This is a genomic window from Streptomyces albidochromogenes (genome assembly GCF_005981925.1).
Classification (GTDB): Bacteria; Actinomycetota; Actinomycetes; order Streptomycetales; family Streptomycetaceae; genus Streptomyces; species Streptomyces albidochromogenes.
In genome coordinates this window covers 1-15,700 of the sequence record NZ_VBVX01000155.1, presented here as the reverse complement: position 1 = coordinate 15,700, position 15,700 = coordinate 1, and the positions used below count along the sequence as shown (strand labels likewise).

At 69.3% G+C, this 15,700-nt stretch carries 10 protein-coding genes and 5 pseudogenes; 8 read left to right on the top strand and 7 right to left on the bottom strand.

Annotated elements, in window-relative coordinates; translation table 11 throughout:
* The 4 genes and pseudogenes from E2E34_RS20250 to E2E34_RS20230 all read left to right on the top strand — a co-directional run.
* Nucleotides 1-117, top strand: a pseudogene (locus E2E34_RS20250) (IS5/IS1182 family transposase); the annotation flags it as partial.
* A 1,519-nt stretch (nt 118-1,636) separates the two neighbouring features.
* Nucleotides 1,637-1,788, top strand: a pseudogene (locus E2E34_RS37160) (SLC13 family permease); the annotation flags it as partial.
* A 1-nt stretch (nt 1,789) separates the two neighbouring features.
* A pseudogene (locus E2E34_RS36575) lies at nt 1,790-1,971 on the top strand (helix-turn-helix domain-containing protein); the annotation flags it as partial.
* 131 nt (nt 1,972-2,102) lie between these two features.
* Entirely contained in the window at nt 2,103-4,046 is a 1,944-nt protein-coding gene (locus E2E34_RS20230) for an NAD-binding protein (RefSeq protein WP_244315918.1), read from the top strand.
* A gap of 147 nt (nt 4,047-4,193) precedes the next feature.
* On the opposite strand, the gene E2E34_RS20225 is transcribed toward E2E34_RS20230, so the two are convergent.
* The 3 genes from E2E34_RS20225 to E2E34_RS20215 all read right to left on the bottom strand — a co-directional run bounded on the left by E2E34_RS20225 (nt 4,194) and on the right by E2E34_RS20215 (nt 6,009).
* Nucleotides 4,194-5,045: an IS5 family transposase gene (locus tag E2E34_RS20225; protein WP_138903332.1), complete on the bottom strand. Its 852-nt coding sequence runs from the start codon at nt 5,043-5,045 to the stop codon at nt 4,194-4,196.
* Between the two features lie 206 nt (nt 5,046-5,251).
* Nucleotides 5,252-5,449: a hypothetical protein gene (locus E2E34_RS20220; protein ID WP_138903331.1), complete on the bottom strand. Its 198-nt coding sequence runs from the start codon at nt 5,447-5,449 to the stop codon at nt 5,252-5,254.
* Nucleotides 5,450-5,541: 92 nt separating this feature from the next.
* Nucleotides 5,542-6,009, bottom strand: a complete 468-nt coding sequence (locus tag E2E34_RS20215) for a hypothetical protein (protein WP_138903330.1) — start codon at nt 6,007-6,009, stop codon at nt 5,542-5,544.
* 759 nt (nt 6,010-6,768) lie between these two features.
* Here E2E34_RS20215 and E2E34_RS20210 point away from each other — a divergent pair.
* Nucleotides 6,769-7,167, top strand: coding sequence for a lamin tail domain-containing protein (locus tag E2E34_RS20210; RefSeq protein ID WP_341870231.1), 399 nt, complete (start codon nt 6,769-6,771; stop codon nt 7,165-7,167).
* Nucleotides 7,168-7,314: 147 nt separating this feature from the next.
* On the opposite strand, the gene E2E34_RS20205 is transcribed toward E2E34_RS20210, so the two are convergent.
* Nucleotides 7,315-7,527: a DUF6207 family protein gene (locus E2E34_RS20205; RefSeq protein ID WP_138903328.1), complete on the bottom strand. Its 213-nt coding sequence runs from the start codon at nt 7,525-7,527 to the stop codon at nt 7,315-7,317.
* An 852-nt stretch (nt 7,528-8,379) separates the two neighbouring features.
* Between E2E34_RS20205 and E2E34_RS20195 the strand changes: the two genes are divergently transcribed.
* The 3 genes and pseudogenes from E2E34_RS20195 to E2E34_RS20185 form a co-directional block, all read left to right on the top strand.
* Complete coding sequence (locus E2E34_RS20195; RefSeq protein WP_138903327.1) at nt 8,380-9,033, top strand: hypothetical protein; 654 nt, start codon at nt 8,380-8,382, stop codon at nt 9,031-9,033.
* 72 nt (nt 9,034-9,105) lie between these two features.
* A complete protein-coding gene (locus tag E2E34_RS20190) occupies nt 9,106-10,368 on the top strand; it encodes a DUF6357 family protein (RefSeq protein WP_138903326.1) in 1,263 nt (420 codons plus the stop codon).
* A 291-nt stretch (nt 10,369-10,659) separates the two neighbouring features.
* A pseudogene (locus E2E34_RS20185) lies at nt 10,660-10,842 on the top strand (transcriptional regulator); the annotation flags it as partial.
* 859 nt (nt 10,843-11,701) lie between these two features.
* Here E2E34_RS20185 and E2E34_RS37485 read toward each other — a convergent pair.
* From E2E34_RS37485 to E2E34_RS20170, 3 genes and pseudogenes are all read right to left on the bottom strand, one after another.
* Nucleotides 11,702-11,866, bottom strand: a pseudogene (locus E2E34_RS37485) (3-hydroxyacyl-CoA dehydrogenase family protein); the annotation flags it as partial.
* Nucleotides 11,867-12,393: 527 nt separating this feature from the next.
* Nucleotides 12,394-12,624 carry a hypothetical protein gene (locus tag E2E34_RS37480; protein WP_425573435.1) on the bottom strand — a complete coding sequence of 77 codons (231 nt, stop codon included), beginning with the start codon at nt 12,622-12,624 and terminating at the stop codon, nt 12,394-12,396.
* Nucleotides 12,625-12,867: 243 nt separating this feature from the next.
* On the bottom strand, nt 12,868-15,498 hold the full coding sequence (locus tag E2E34_RS20170; RefSeq protein WP_138903325.1) for a tetratricopeptide repeat protein: 2,631 nt from the start codon (nt 15,496-15,498) through the stop codon (nt 12,868-12,870).
* Between the last annotated feature and the right edge of the window lie 202 nt (nt 15,499-15,700).

Here is a 15,700-nt window from a genome sequence, read left to right as displayed (position 1 = left end):
CTCCACGGTTTTCGCCGACTTCGTGTCCGCTGGGAACGACGCGACGACATCCATGAAGCCTTCCTCGGCCTCGCCACCTGTCTCATCACCCACCGACACGTCCAACGCCTTTGTTAGGGCCTCTTAGAGCCAGCGGCTGACAACAGCTTGATCGTCGCTCACCGGTCTTGCCGCCGGGTTGGCGTTCAGGACGGCAAGCTCGAGTGGACCCTTGTCCCGGCTCACCAAGCTGCTGGGTCCGGACGCTGCAGCCGCCCACTCGACACTGAAGCGCTCAGTCGCAATCACCCGATCGGTGGCCAACTCGAAGAAGCCCATTGTTTGGCGTCTGCGGTTCGGCATCGGAGCTTTCGTCCACGTCTCGACCCAGCCGCGGCAGAGAGGTTCGGCGAGTACGGTTTGGCTCACACGAACGTGGCTCTGGCAAGGTCTTGGTAGTCGGGGGTCATCTCGGTGACATGGGACCGGTCCGCGCTTTGGCGGAGGTGGGTGATCAGGACGACACGGTGGCGGAGGATTGAAACGCCGGCGCGGCCATCTATGAGGCGTTTCTGCAGCTTGACATCGGTGATGCGGCCTTGGCGCACCCTGGAGTTGTAGAGGGTAGCGATGCCTCGGGCGACGGCATGCCGGCCTTCGCGCGGGGCTCCCGCGAGGCTGGCAAGAGGGGGCAATCGCCAGGGCGTGGTCGTATTGGCGTGGTCCGGACCCCAACTCGCGGTGGGGGCCATTCTGCTGCGGGCCGTTGATCACTGCATTGAGCGTTGGATGCGGCAAGATTGGCGTGCGTATTGAGTGACCGGAGGGCGCTCTGGGCAGGACCGGATGCGGGGGATAGGGTTTACGGAACGCGTCGAGTACGGCGCGGGGTGTGCCGGGAAGACTGGTCGGCGATGTTGTGGGGCCGTGTGCCCGTTTAGTCGCTGATGCCCCGGAGGTTTCACTGTCATGGCCGCTGCCCCACCTTCGGGGACGCTGTTGGTCGGTACGGTTCTTCTGTCGCAACGTCAGGTGACAGCACGAGCCCCGTGCTTCGACCATCACAGCAGCGCTTTCGCTGGAGCGGGCCGGCCCGAGAAGGTGAAGACAGCCATCGGTGAGCTCCGCGGCCCCTGGAAGTGCGTGGCGCGAGTGGGCCTTGGCCAGCAGCCGCAAGGCTGTGACCGTCGGAGCCAGCATGGCCTTGGCCACCGTCCTGCTGGGCTGGCGCCATGCCGGAATGGCCGTGGTGGCCTGGGGCTTGCTCGTCGGGGCGCTCACCGCTCACTTGGTCCACCACAACCGTTCATGAACCCATGCCGACGGTCGTCCCGCAGAGGAGTAAGCATGCCTGAGCGATGCGGTGACCCTCGCGACGCAACGGACCGAAGCCCCCGCAGCCCTCATCCGATGACCCGGCTCATCTGGTCGCTCGCTGTCTGGTGGCTGCTGATCGCCATGACTCTGTGGGTCGTTGGCAAGATTGCCGACCAGCCCGCTTCTCTCCCGGCATGCGCCGTTTCTGCAGCACTCCTTGTCGCTGTCGGGGAAGCCGGTGACTGGCTGCGCCGACGCCGCAGTGCCTACTGAAGGCACGCAGAAACAGGCCCTTACAGGACTGACCACAGGCCACGGGCGCCGGCGACAACGACAGCCACTGCTGCTCATGATGCTGATCGTCGCTGTCCTCAAACGGACCAGCATTTCGAGTACGTGGCGATCTGGGCGGCGCAGCGGGCCCGCGGGTGGCACTACCGGCTGATGGTCCTCGCGACCTCGCTGCTGTCCGCCTGGCTCGACAACGTCACGCGACACAGGATGCGTGGCCGCCGAGGCCGCCTGGCGTCTTTCGCTGAACCCACGGGTGATGACCTACCGCCTCGACCGCGTCCACGAGCTCCCGGGCGCCGACCCGGCGACCCCGTCCACCGCTGCACACTGCAGACCGTGGTCGTCGGAGCCCGCCTCCTGGGAAGGCCGGACCAGAAGCTCCAGATCCCAAACGGCATGGGCAACGTGCTGCCCTCGGTTACCCGTCAGCGGCGGCGCACTGGGAGACGGCTGCCCTGGGGGCAGGGGATAGGCAACTCTCGTTTCCCAGACGGATAGTGCAACCTACATGCATGTCTTCCATCCCTCAGCAACAAACCGGCCGAGCCTCACGACAGGGACATATGATCGTGTGCGGCGACGACGCCCTGGCCCATCGTCTGGCAGCCGAGCTGCGGGACGTCTATCGCGAACGGGTCACTCTGGTTACGCCCACCGGGGAGGAGGCCGAGGGGCCTCAGCTGACCGTGGCGGGCCGCAACAGGGCCTCTGTCCTGCTCGGGCGAGTCTCCGCCGTCATGCCCCGTCCGTCCGCGACGGTGAACACGACAGCGCCCTCCGCCCTGCTTGGAGCAGCTGAGCCCAGTGACTCAGTGCTCGCCCTGGCCGGAGTCGGCCAGGCGGCCGCCCTGGCGCTCGTGTACGACGATGATGAGACCAACATTCGCGCTGCCTTGGCGGCACGCCGTCTCAATCCGGCGCTGCGCCTCGTGATCCGACTGTACAACCGTAAACTCGGGCAGCACCTCGAAGAGTTGCTGGACCAGGCGGCTGGAATTGCCCTCCCCGGCATGGACGCTGCCGCGATCGATGCCTCTACGACGGTGCTGTCCGACGCGGATACTGCCGCACCCGCCCTGGCCGCTACCGCGGTCGCCGGAACGAGCAAGATCGTGCATGCCGACGGCCTGCTCCTGCGGGCCGTCGAACGCACCCCGCCCGGCCGCGGCGAAGCGGCTGATCCCGGCCTGTGCACCCTGGCCCTGCTGTCCGCCACAGCGGACGACCCCGCCGGCAGCGAAGGATCGGACAGCAGCGGGGCCGAAGGCCCCGAACTGCTCCCTGACGCGAGCCGTGTCGCCGCCGCCACAGGACGCGGCACAGTAGTCCTGGAGGCAGTCACCCACACAGGCCCCGTGCAGCCGACCGGTCAACGGGCGCGCCGGGGCGTGCCCCTGGCAGAGCTTTTCTCCCGCAGACTGCGCTGGGCCGTGGCCGGCATCGCCGCAGCGGCCATCGCCCTGGCCGCAGCTTCCTCGCTGACCACCGGCCACAGCCCTCTGCATGCCACCTACCTCACCCTTCTCGACATCTTCGCCATCGGAGACCCGGCCGTCGATGAGCCACTCGCGCGCCAGATCCTGCAACTCCTCTCCGGCCTCGTTGGCTTGGCCCTGCTGCCGGTCCTCGTCGCGGCCGGCCTGGAAGCACTCGGCGCCCTGCGCAGCACCTCGGCCCTGCGCCGACCGCCGCGCGGCCTGTCCGGTCACGTCGTGCTGCTCGGACTCGGCAAGGTAGGCACGCGCGTGCTCGCCAGGCTCAGGGACCTGGACATTCCCGTGGTGTGCGTCGAGGAAGACCCCGAAGCACGCGGCATTCCCCTCGCCCGACGCCTGAACGTGCCCACCGTCATGGGCGACGTCACGCAGGAAGGAGTACTCGAAGCAGCGAAGATCCACCGTGCGCACGCCCTGCTCGCTCTCACCAGCTCCGACACCACCAACCTCGAAGCCACTCTCTACGCCCGCACCGTGAGCCCTGACCTGCGAGTCGCTCTACGCCTGTACGACGACGACTTCGCCACCGCCGTCTACCGCACCCTGCGCCTGGCACATCCGGACGCCCTCACCCGCAGCCGCAGCGTCTCCCACCTCGCCGCGCCCGCCTTCGCGGGTGCCATGATGGGCCGCCAGATCCTGGGCGCCATACCGGTCGAGCGCCGAGTACTGCTCTTCGCAGCCCTGACGGTCGCAGGCCTTCCACAGCTCGAAGGGCGCACCATCGCCGAAGCCTTCCGGCCAGGCGGATGGCGCGTCCTGGCTCTGGACACCACCCCACTCGAAGAGCGCCGCCCCGACCTGGCCACCCCGCGTCCCGCCGACGGTGAGCCCCACTCCACCGGCCTCGTCTGGGACCTGCATCCCCACTACGTTCTCCGCGCCGAGGACCGCGTCGTCCTAGCCACGACCCGCCCAGGCCTCGCCCAACTCCTCGGCAGGCTCCGCACCCCTTTGTGACCGCTCAAGTGAACGACAAGGGGGACCCTGAACGTGCGGAACAGACCATGACCTCGGATCGCAACCTGCTCCAGCACAGCGCCGACAAGGAGGCAGGGCCGACGCCGAGGCCTCAAGTCCGGGCCTAAGAGGGCATCTGATCAACGTTCACGCCGGTGTGGGTGGCATGTCCGTTTCGATTCGCCAGGTTGGTGTGGATTCTCCGGTGAGTTGGCGGCTCATTTTGTTAGCCATCGCCCAGTGGATCATCGTTCGAGACCTCTGCGGCAGGGCTTCGTAGTCACGTGCCAGGCGGCGGTGCTGCATCAACCAGCCGAAGGTCCGCTCGATCACCCACCGCTTGGGCAACGGCTGGAAGCCCTTCTCTTTCGATCGCTGCACCACCTCCACGTCGATACCGAGGCGGGCGCCGTGCTGGATGACGCTGGTCTGGTAGCCGCCGTCGGCCCAGACCTTGGTCACGCTCGGATGGGCCGCTGCCAGCTCGGTCAGGACCTGCTTGCCTCCGGCGGAGTCATGGACGGAGGCGGCGGTGACAAGGACGGTCAGGACCAGTCCGAGGGTGTCGGTGATCAGGTGGCGCTTGCGCCCTTTGATCTTCTTCCCGGCATCGATTCCCTGACTGGTCTCGGCGACGTTTCCCGAGGTCTTCACGCTCTGCGCGTCCACCACGGCCGCGGACGGCTCCACCGTTCGGGCATTCGACCGGCGGGTCCTGTCCCGCAACAGATCATGGACCTGCTCGGTGGTCCCGTCCGCCTCCCACTTGGCGAAGTAGTCGTAGACGGTCTTGAACGGCGGGAAGTCGTGCGGCAGGTACTCCCACGGAATCCCGGTGCGGTTGACGTAGAGGATCGCGTTCACGATCTCTCTCAGATCATGCACCCGCGCCGCCGTCCCGGGTCCGCATCGGGCGGCCCGCCAGGCGACGAACACGGGCTCGATCAACGCCCAGCGGGCATCGGAGACGTCACTGCGATACGCGCGTCGACGAGTCACACCCCGACCAACGAGCGCTACAACCTGCAGTCACAAGAACATCCCATAACACCGACAACCCAGATCAGATGCTCTCTAAGGGGATCCACTTTGTCATGTCGCCTCATTCTGCGACAACATGCGCGCAGCGGCGGAGGACGGCGACACATAGGGACTGTCGCAGGACCGGTACGAGCCGCGTGCCGGTGGGCCGCCGTGTCGGGCGTTCAAAGGGATTCTCCGGCTGCGGTGGGAGCGGGGGAGGCGTCTGGGCAGTAGCTGGCGTGGTCTGGCCATTGGTCGGCGCCGGTTTCCGGTTCGTAGAAGCGCAGTTCGCCGCACAGGGTGCACCGTTGGGCTTGGGTGGTTGACGGCAGGCAGTGGAACTCGCGGGCGTCGCCGGACAGTGCGTAGGGCTCGATCATGGGCTGCTGGGTTCCCTCGCAGGCGAGAATGAGGTCCGTCTGACCGCATCCCTTTCGGGTGATGGCGTTCGCACGATGCTGACAGCAGAGGCTCACCGCCCCCGCTCGCTGGCATGGGTGGCGGTCAGGTCGTGGGTTGTGGTGTCGTGCATGAGGTGTTCGAGGGTGGCCAGATCGTTGAGGGCGCCGGTGCCGTCCGGCAGGACGAGCCAGCGCAGGCGTCCGGGTGCGGGCCGCGGCCACGGGGTGGCGATCCAGGCGCCTGCGCCGGCGCAGCGGATTCCGGAGGCGAACCAGCCGGTAGTGGCGCCGGGCGGCACGAAGAACCCGGTGAGCCTGGCGCAGGTGTCGAACAGGACCGGCCCGGGCCGTAGTCGGCATGCCCCTATGGCGCGCAGGAGGGCGAAGCCCAGGCGCTCGGGTGTGATCACGACGTCCCAACGTCGGCCGGCCGGCAGCAGGGCGACGTCCGGCTGGTGACGCCGCCACTGCCGGGCGCAGGCGACCGGATCCCATGCCGCGTCGGCCAGCCACTCCATCGCACTCGTCGTGTTGCCCATACGGACCGCCCCTGCATTCCGGGCCGGTGGAGCGAACAGCCGTGCCCCGACCGGCAGCCGTCACTGCTCGTCACATGCTGTCACCATTTGTTACCGAAAGCGCAAGGGGTCGTTCACGAAAGCCCACCAGAAGAGGCGGTGCCGGCTCATGCCGCCAGGTCACCCGCTCAAGCCCTCGTGCGCACTCTGGCGCCGGATGGGCATGCATCCGGGTTTCGGGGGCAACCGCTGGTCAGGGCGGGCTCCTGCGGTTGTTCCTCCGTCGCTGCAGGAGCCGCCCGTCCTCTTTGTTCGGACGCTTCTGCGGTGTGCATGCGGGTGTGCGAAGAAACGTGCAGAACGGTTGTTACGAAGATCCGGTCCGGTTGGTGGGGTGGCGTGTCGGGTGGCGTGTGGGGTCGCGCGCCGGAGCGCGCAAGCGCTTTCCGTTCATGATTCAACGGGTGGGTGTAGCTGTCAGTGAATGTCAGGCTCACGCCTAACTGTCCATTCATGTGCCGTACATGCGCGTGTTACGGGAATGTCCCCGATTGGTAAGGCGGTGTCAGGCGCACCCCAGCGGCCGGTGCCGGGAGGCCAGAGTTTGGGTCCTCGGCACCGACAGGGGGGCCGAGACCGCACCGCACCACCGGCCCGGTACTGGCTGGTGGTGCACATGATCTGATGGGACATCACTCATGTCTGCTTCTTCCGCCCCGTCGTCTGGCCGCCTCTGTTCTCGCGGCCGGAGCGATCGTTTCCGCCGCCGCACTGCCGGCCATGGCCCACGACCGTGACGGCGACCGGCAGCAGCGCCGCTCGGGCGTCGAGATCAGCGCAGTCCAGGCCAACAGCCCCGGCCCCGACACCCGCTCGAACCGGTCGCTGAACCGCGAGTGGATCGAGATCACCAACAGCCACCGCCGCGCGGTCAACCTGGACGGCTGGACCCTGCGCGACCGTGATGGCAACCGCTACCGCTTCCACGACGTACGCGTCGCCGGCCGTGCGACGGTCCGGATCCACACCAGTGTCGGCCGCGACACCCGCACCGACCTCTACATGGACCGCCGCCACTACCTGTGGGACAACCACTCCGACACCGCCACCCTGCGCAACGACCGCGGTTACACCGTGGACACCGAGTCCTGGGGCCGCGGCGGACACCACCGCGGCTGACCACACCACCCGCACCTGACACGGGTTCCTGGCCACACCAGGGCGGCGCGCCGATGGCGCGCCCCCCTTGTGGCCCACCACGCAAGGACGGTTCCATGCGTCCGACGGCACCGGCGCACGGCCGCCCTGAGCCCAACCGGGGCGGGCTTATATCATCGTGCCGGGGCGTCGGATGTCCGCGTACATCCGCGCTTTGACCCCGGATTCCCCTGGGGTGCGCCATACCGGAGTGATGCCGGAGGTGGCCCATTGCCGCTGCAGGCCGGCCATCACCACGCGGATGGTCTCTTCGTCGGCGGCGGTGATGTCCAGGACTACCAGCCCCGGCTCGCGGATGTGCTGCTCGTCGACCTGTTCCATGCCTGGATTGACGCGCGCCTCGCACGGCTGGTTCGCCGGCTGACGTACGACCACCCGTACGGGCGACGCTGACCGAGATGCCCGCGAAGAGCCGGACGACGTGGAGACGGGCGCCGCTTGTTGAGCCGGCGGCTGGCAGTGGTCCGCCAGCCGCACCCGGCCGCCAGCACCGACGGACTCAAGCCGGACCCGCCCCGCCAAGTGACCGACCACATCAGCCAGACCGGTTCCGACCACCCTTGACCGGCGTGTGCTTCTCCCTCATCCGGGCAGCCGCGAACCCCTATATGTCAGCCCCGTCATTGACGAGCGGGTCGAGGAAGCAGCGAGGACACCGCGATCGGGCGCCGGGCGCCGAGCCCTCCGCTGCTCTTGGTGCGGATACGCTTGGACGTCCCCGCGGCCGAGGTGCGAGATTCGGGGAAGGGGTACAGCCCTCCAGCGGCTGACCCGGCCGCAGTCCGTGAGGGCGGAGCAGCTTCGGTCGGGGAGCCCCGGTGCCCCCGCGCTCGACCCTTCGACCATGCCGTGACCTAACGCTGTGCATAAACGTTCACTTGGCTGCTCGTGAGCGGCGGGGAGTGAGGGGAGCTCTCCAACGCCGAGATCGGTGCGCGGCTGCACCTGGTCGAGGGCACGGTGAGGGCCCGCTTCGGCGCTCCCTCGGCAAACTCGGCGTCCGCAACCGGGTGGAGGCTGCCATCGCCGCCTACGAGGTGGGCCTGATGGGGCGCGGGGGCAGGCCGACCTGCCACTTCTCCTGGCTGTGTTCGTCGGCGATGAACGGCAGGTCCGTCCGCTCTGATATTCGACTACGGTGGTGGAGCTATCACACGTGAACGAAGGACGCATATGGCTCGCCCCTACGACCCCGGACCGAAACAGTTCGTCTTCGCTGTCGGTGACGGCAACGACCAACAGGTCTCCGTGAGCGACCCTCAGGAAGCCTACGTGGCATTCTCTGCGTTCTTCCGTGGTCGAGATTCTGACACCTACACCATCAATGATGAATTGTCGGGGCAGAGTTTGGTACTCATGCCCGGGCAGGGTGTGATCTCCCGGATCAAAGATGGGGACCCGCCTCGGTCGGAGTACCTCCGGGTCGACAGGGGAAATCGCTACCTTCCGAGCGCGATGCTGTTCTTCGAGAACGGATTTGCTGGCCTCCGCCACTTCGGCCAGTGGTTCTTTGACCTCGCCGACCTTGATGCGTCACCGGAGACTCGCGGGGCCGCCCGCGCCGCCACGATCACGACGGAAGCAGCGGCGATCGAAGAAATCGCTCGGATCTGGGGGGATTCGGGCTGCGTGGACCCGAGCGACCAGTTCTATGTGTTCTTCGACTCGCATGGTGTCGACGACGACCGAGCCGAACGAGCCGAACTGCTCAGGTTGATCCAATTCCTCGGTGTCGAACGAGTCGACGCCCCGGCCGAGGCGGCCGGGGGAGAAGTCTGGGTGCGCACCGACACACGCCTCGACGTCGAGTTTGCACGGTGGTTGTGAACAGATGGTGCGAGATGGGGCTGCACCATCGCCGTGATGCCAGCCGGTGCCGTTCCAGGAGAGACTGAGTCCATGAGCGACGTCGTTTTCACGCGCACGAGCGGATGGATCCCGAACGTGATCCGCGAGGACGGCGAGCTGAAGCTGACGCTCGGTGCCGGGGCCGATGCCAACCACGAGCCTCGTACGTTCACGTTCTCGATCAGCGAAGCCCATCTTGCGGTGATCCGGGAGGACCTGGCCAGACACCTGCTGCTGTGGAGTGCGGTCCTTCCGCTGTGCGATGCCGCCGGAACCCGAGGCCGGCTCGACGAGAACGCCGCCGTCGCGCTCCTGGACCCGATCCTCCTCGCCGCGCAGGCGGACGTCGACGCGCTCTTCCAGCGCATCCGGTGGGACAGGGGTCGGCTCATCGCCCACGGGGCCGACATCGATCTGCTCGGGCGCGGCCGGGTATGCGCGGCGATGCGCGCGGCGACAGAGACGCCCGATGGGAAACGGGCTCAGGAGTACCACGCGGGCCGCCGTCGCGCCGAGCGCGGAACCGCACTCGGTCCGCTCGACGCCGCGATTCTGAGGTACACGGGCCAGTACCTGCACGGCGCGACGGTTCCGAGGCGGCTGCCCGATGCCGTCGCCCCCGCGCTACTGCCCGAGGTCATGCGGGTGATCGCCACCGCGGAGCAGGCGTGTGCCGGGATGCGGATCGGCCGCGATCCGCGACGGGGAAACCGCGCCACGGACAAGCGCGACTGGGACCGGATGGAGACGACCGTCGACGCGGCCGTGCGCCGCGCACACCCCGGGCTCGTCGACGACGCGGTGGGTACCGTGAGCTTCCTGATGTGCTCCCAGGCCGCGAACCGCTCCAGGAGCACACCCATGGAGGATGACGAGGAGGCTGCCGGCCACCGCGCCGACCTCGGCGGGAGCGCGAGGAAGACGACCCTGTCGTTCACCGACGACAAGGGCGTCGAGAAGAAGTGGCTAGCGGACGGTCCCCGCACCGCCGCCGCGGAGTTCTGGGAGTTCGTCGGCAACCGCTCTGCCGCGGACAACGAGGTGTTCACCATCGAGGACGAGGAGATGGGCGAAGGGATCCAGCTCCACTTCTACGCGGACTCCATCGCCCGGATCACGACGCTGCGCGAGGGTGAAGGCAGGTCGGATCCGGAGTACCGGGTCGAGTACAGCCTGGTCGACGGGATCGGCGGGTACCGGAAACTGGTGAGCGCCTTCGTCCGCGGCGGCTACGCCGCACTCGAACAGCACGTTCCCTGGATGTCGGACGTCGCCGAGTTCGAGCGCGCGCGTCGGCGGCGCGACGCCCGGTAGTCCCAGCGGGAACCCACGAACGCGCCCTCGGAGGAACCTTCGAAGAGGGGGTACGGGAGCCCGCCCACTTGACATCGCCCGAAGGACCCCGGCTTCGTTCAGCCGTACCGGCCCGTCGCGTGGCACCTGCGCGTGGCGCGGGACGATCGTCTCGCCGGCAGGAACTGGACTGCGAGGGCTGGCCCGCACTGCGTCCCGTGGGTCAGCCCTCCAGCTTCTCGGTCCTCTTGACCGGCTCTCTGCGCTGCGGGACGGTCGGTGCGCGCAACTATGCGCAACCACGTCGCAGGGGAGAATGCCTACCTCCACGACGACACCACGGCCGTGGTGGAGACGCTGACGGCGGAGATCAAGGTGAAGCAACCGCGCGAGCTCGCCGACTACGCCAAGGCGTTCGTCGGCCTCGCGTCTATGGCCGTCTACGGCGAGCCCGCCCGCGCCCTCATCCAGGCCGCGATCGACGCCCTGGAGTGAACTTCCGCAATTGCCCGCAATCTCGTTGAGGAACGGACGGCGGCCTCCGTAGCGTCGAACGACACCGACGCACCCAGCAACGGAGGCGGTGCCCATGAGCGCACCCACACCCGGAACGTTGACCGGGCCGGTGATCGCTGTCCCGATGTGATGGGCGGCGACGGATCCAGTCCCTGGCGCCTGGAAGGCGAAGTCCGTCACCGCAGGACCCGCCGACTTCCGTGGCGAACGGTGAACGTCGCCCCTTCTCTGACCGACGGCCTACTGCGTGCCCCCATCTCAGTTCAGTCCCCTCTGCAGCCCGGGCTTGGTGTCCGCTCTACGACTCGGTGCGTACGCGTTCCCCAGATTGGGTCAGTATCTGCTGAGCGGAGGCGCGAACTGCATGGACTCGGGACTTCGTCGCTAACACGATCGTTGATGATGAAGCCGGGCACGCTCTCTGCTGGAGCCAGTGGTCTCAAATCTGGACTGGTCCTACTTGGTCCACGGTCGCGAGACCAGCACTGAACAGGAGTTTCGCTCTCGGGGTGGATGCCTGTGGAAGCCGCTGAATCAAGATCGGACCCTTCGTAAGGGTAGGTCCCGGGGCTGAGTCATCAGGGACTTTTCAGGGACGTTCAGCTCTGTCGGAGGGACATCCGAGGGCGTTTTCGCAGTACAACCACGGAAGGCTGCGACAGCCCTGAAAGGCCCAAGGCTTTGGGCCCCCGCATCCGCGCCGTTGCTCCGTAGCGCTCCGGCACGGCATCGGGTCGGCTGTACAGGACGAGGCTCTTCGGAGCCGCCCACGGCCCTGACCTCGGGGAACGTGCCCGGCGGGCCCGGCGGCGTGAGCGCCGGGCCCGCGTACGGGTGCTCAGCCGTACGGGTAGAAGCCCGACCCCGTCTTCCGGCCGAGCCGGCCCGCGTCGACCATGCGCTGGAGCAGCGGGGGAGCGGCGTACAGGGGCTCCTTGTACTCGGCGTACAACTGGGCGGTGCTGCGCATCAGGATCAAGGACGAGCAGTCGCACCGGCCCATCGCGTCCTTGCCGTGGGAGTCGGTGCAGCTCCCGCCCCACTGGTACGGCGTGCCGAGCCGACCGAGCGCCCACCGAATTGCCGTCTGAACCTTCGGCGGAGCGTTGGCGGGGATCGTGCCGGCAGCGCGCCGGCCGCGATGTTCCGACGTCGGTCCCGTCCCCGTCCGCCGGACAGCCGCCCGGGGTGCCGGGTGGAGGGCTACCGTCGTCGGCCGAGCCGGACGGCGACGGACTCGGCGACGGGTCGCCGACCTTCTGCAGCAGGGGCTCGCTGGCCCCCTGCAGGGCGGTGGCCAGCGGCTCCCATTTGGCGTACGCCTCGGGGAGGCCCGACTTCTGCACCGCCTGAGCGGCCTGGGAACCTTCTTGAGCCCCTCGTAGAACCTGGTGCCGGCGTGCGCGGGGTCCAGGATCTCGTTCGCCGTGCCCTAGCCCTGCGACGGCCGCTGCTGGAACAAGCCCAAGCTGTCGCGGTCGCCGTAGCTCAGGTTCCGCAGGCCGCTCTCCTGCAGAGCGGTCGCCAGGGCTACGACCTGCCCCGGCCGGGGATGTCCATCGCGACGCCCGTGGCCTGGATGGTCTTGGCGTTGGGCACCTGATCGGCCGGGTCCTCCAGGCCCGGTACGGGGACCGAGCCTTTGTCGCCGCCGTCCAGGATGGCCTTCACCTGCTTGGCGACGGCGGTGAGGATCGGAACGGCCAACAGCAGCGGGCCGGTTGCGCAGAGACCGAGTACGGCTCCGGTGGTCTTCTTCATCGCCGCCGCCGTTCACCGCGGCGGCGGCGGCGGCGGTGCCGGCCGGGTGACGGCGGCGGAGGATCAGGGCGCGGGCGTGTCAGGGCATGCTGCGTCGCAGCGGCCGACACTTGCGGCCTGTGCATGGCAATGCGGCGGGCGGCGAGGTCCCCGGCGGCACGCGCGGCCCGACTCGCGCACTCGGCCACTCGGCCACGGCCACGGACGCCAAGGGCGCGGAGCGGAGCCCGGTCATCGACCGGCTCACCGAGGGCGCGCCGAAGCCGCTAGGGTGAGTCGGCTCAGTTCGCGCTTCGCCTCGCCGAGTTCACGGTCGCGCCCGGTCTTCCTGAAGAGCGCGACGGCCTCGCGGCAGGCTGCAGCGGCCTCGGCCATGCGACCCGCGTCGCGCAAGGTGCGGGCCAGGTCTCGGCAGACGTTGCCCTCGCGGACGGGGAGACCGGCCCCGCGGAAGAGGATACGGGCGCGATCGTAGGCGGCGATGGCTTCCGAGTAGCGGCGCAGGGACCACAGAGCGGTGCCCAGGTTGCGGCTGATACGGCCTTCGCGGTCGTGGTCGCCGGTTCGGCTCATGAGGGCGCGGGCCTGTTCGTTGACGGGGACGGCCTCGTCGTAGCGCCGCAGTCTGTTCAGGGCTACGCCCAGGTTGGCCCAGGCAAGGGCCTCACCCTGCCGGTCGCCGACGCGGGCCGCCGTCTGCCGTGCCATCTCCGCCAGCGGGATCAGCTCGGCGATGCGGCCTCGCGAGTCCAGGTAGCGGTCGAGGAGGCGCGGCAGTTCGATCGTGAGGCCGGGGCGCAGCGTGCTCGCGACGCGGGCGACCACGGGCAGGGTGGCCCATTCGCAGTCCAGCCAGTGCAACGCCGCCTCGCGGTCCGGGAACCCGGGCGCCGACGGGGCGTCCGCGCCGGGGCGCACGTGCGCGATGGCGGCGCGTACCTGGGTCTCGTAGCGCTCGAGAAGCGCGGGCACGGGATCTGCCTGGGGCAACTCGACGGGATTCTCCGCGAGTTCGTAGAGCCAGGCCACGGTGGCGTCGCCCGGCTGTGGGGCGAGGAGTTCGGGCAGGGTCCCCTTGAAGGTGGGCAGCCGGTTGGCGAGGAGATGCCAGAAGCCGGGGCCGGAGCGGCTCGCGGCGTCGGTGAGCAGCTTCGCGCAGGCCGCGTTCCAGGAGCCGCGGTCGGGCGCGTCGGGGGACAGGCCGCTCCCGTAGAGCAGGACCGCGCCGGCGGGGCGTGCCGTTGCCAGTACCGTGCGGTCGTCGAGCACTCCCGTGGAACGGACCTCGTGGATCGTCGATCTCACGATGGCCGGGTTGTAGTGGAGGAGATTGTGGGCCGGGTTGGGGTCCGGCAAGTTGGCGAGGGCCATGCGGGCGGCCTCGGGTCCTTGGCCTGCCAGGTTGCTCAGCGGTTCGGTCGGCAGCGCGCCGAGCAGGGCTGTGGGGATGCCGGGGCGGGCGGCGAGCACCCACAGCACCGACTCCGGCAGCGGCTCGGCGGTGTGCGCCTCGACGAGCCGGGTCCACGGCGTGTCGTCGGCACAGGTCGCGTCGAGTACGAGCTGTGCCTGGACGGGACCGGGGTTCGCGCGCAGTTCGGCCACCAGATCCGTGGCCGCGGGGCGCTCCGGCTGGGCGGCGGCGATCCGGCGGCGTAGGCGCGGATGGGTGCGGGCGAGCCGGTCGACGCGTCCGTCCAGCCCGTACAGCCAGGCGGCCACCGCCGGCTCGCGCTCCCACGCGTACGAGCAGGTGTGCGCCCAGCGGGCGAAGACCCGGCGCGGAGGGACCCCGGCCCGCTCGACCCTGGCCAGGGCGGCGCCGAGGAGCTCGCCGCCCATGCGTACGCCGTTGGGCCGGGTAAACGCTTCGGCCGCCCCCTCCAGGGCCTTGTCGTCGAGGCCGGCGAGGACGGCGGCGAGGACCTTCGGCGGCGCCTGGGCCAGAACACGCAGATCCGGGCTGCGCCGCCGGGAGCCGGGCACCGGTTCGCCGAGGCCGTCGAGGAGTTGGCGCAGGCTGCCCTGATGCCTGGGCAGCCGTTCCGCGGCGGTCCTCCAGGCCGTCGGGTCCTCTTCCAGCGCGGCCCGCAGCTCGGCGCCGACCGTGTCCCAGAACGCGTGCATCTTCTTCACGTGGTTGCGGTCGCAGCGGTCCACGGCTGCCACGAGGCGGTCCAGGCGGGTGGTCGCGCGCACCACCTCGCGGGTCTTGTCCGCGGTCAGCAGAAGGCGCAGCAACGGGACCCGGAGCTGGGAAAGCCGCGGCAGGAGCAAGTGGCGGACCGTGTCGGGCAGTTCGTACGGAGGGGCCAGGGGCGGCGGTGCGTGCCAGCGTGCCGGGGGTCGGCCGGCTGCCGACGGCCGGGCCTTCTGGCGGGCCGCGAGACGGTTGGCGACCTGCGGATGCCAGGGGGTCAGCAGCGCGGCGGTGAGTGCGTCGGGGCAGTCCCGGCGGGCGATCAGGCCACGCGACGGCGTACGGCCGAAGGGTTCCAGCGCGTGAGCGGCTGCCACCGCGTCCCAGTCCACCGGGGCGGCGTCGAGCAGTGCGTCGCAGGCCTCCACGGTGGCTGCCGCGCGCAGGACGGGGATCAGTCGCTCGTCGGGCAGGCGGACGGCGGGAGGTGTGTGTCTCCCTCCGTCCCCCTCGCTTTCGTCGCGCTCGGCGGGGAGGAAGGGCACGGCCGCCGCGGCGAGGCCGGTGGCGGCGAGTTCGGCGGCGGCGCGCGCAGCTTCGGCAGGGGGCAGCAGCGTGGCCGCCCACTGGAGCCGGCTCAGGTGCTCAGCCGCGTCGCTCGCGGTGCGGGTCCGACCGTGCCCACTGGTCGCCGCTGATCGTGTTCTGCCGCTGTTCTCCGCAGGGTTGGCCATCGCCGGATCGTAGCTTTGGTTGCGCGGGACGGCGCAAGCGGCTTTCGCCGTTCGGCACTAGGCGGGAACCGCACGGCCCGGCCACGCCGTCGGAAACGGCACGGGGCTCGGCGGACCGGTGGTGCGCGTTGTTCTTGATCAGGGGCGGGCGACAGAGGCCCGCCGGCGAAGGGAGGGTACGGGGGAATGGGCGGTACGGGGG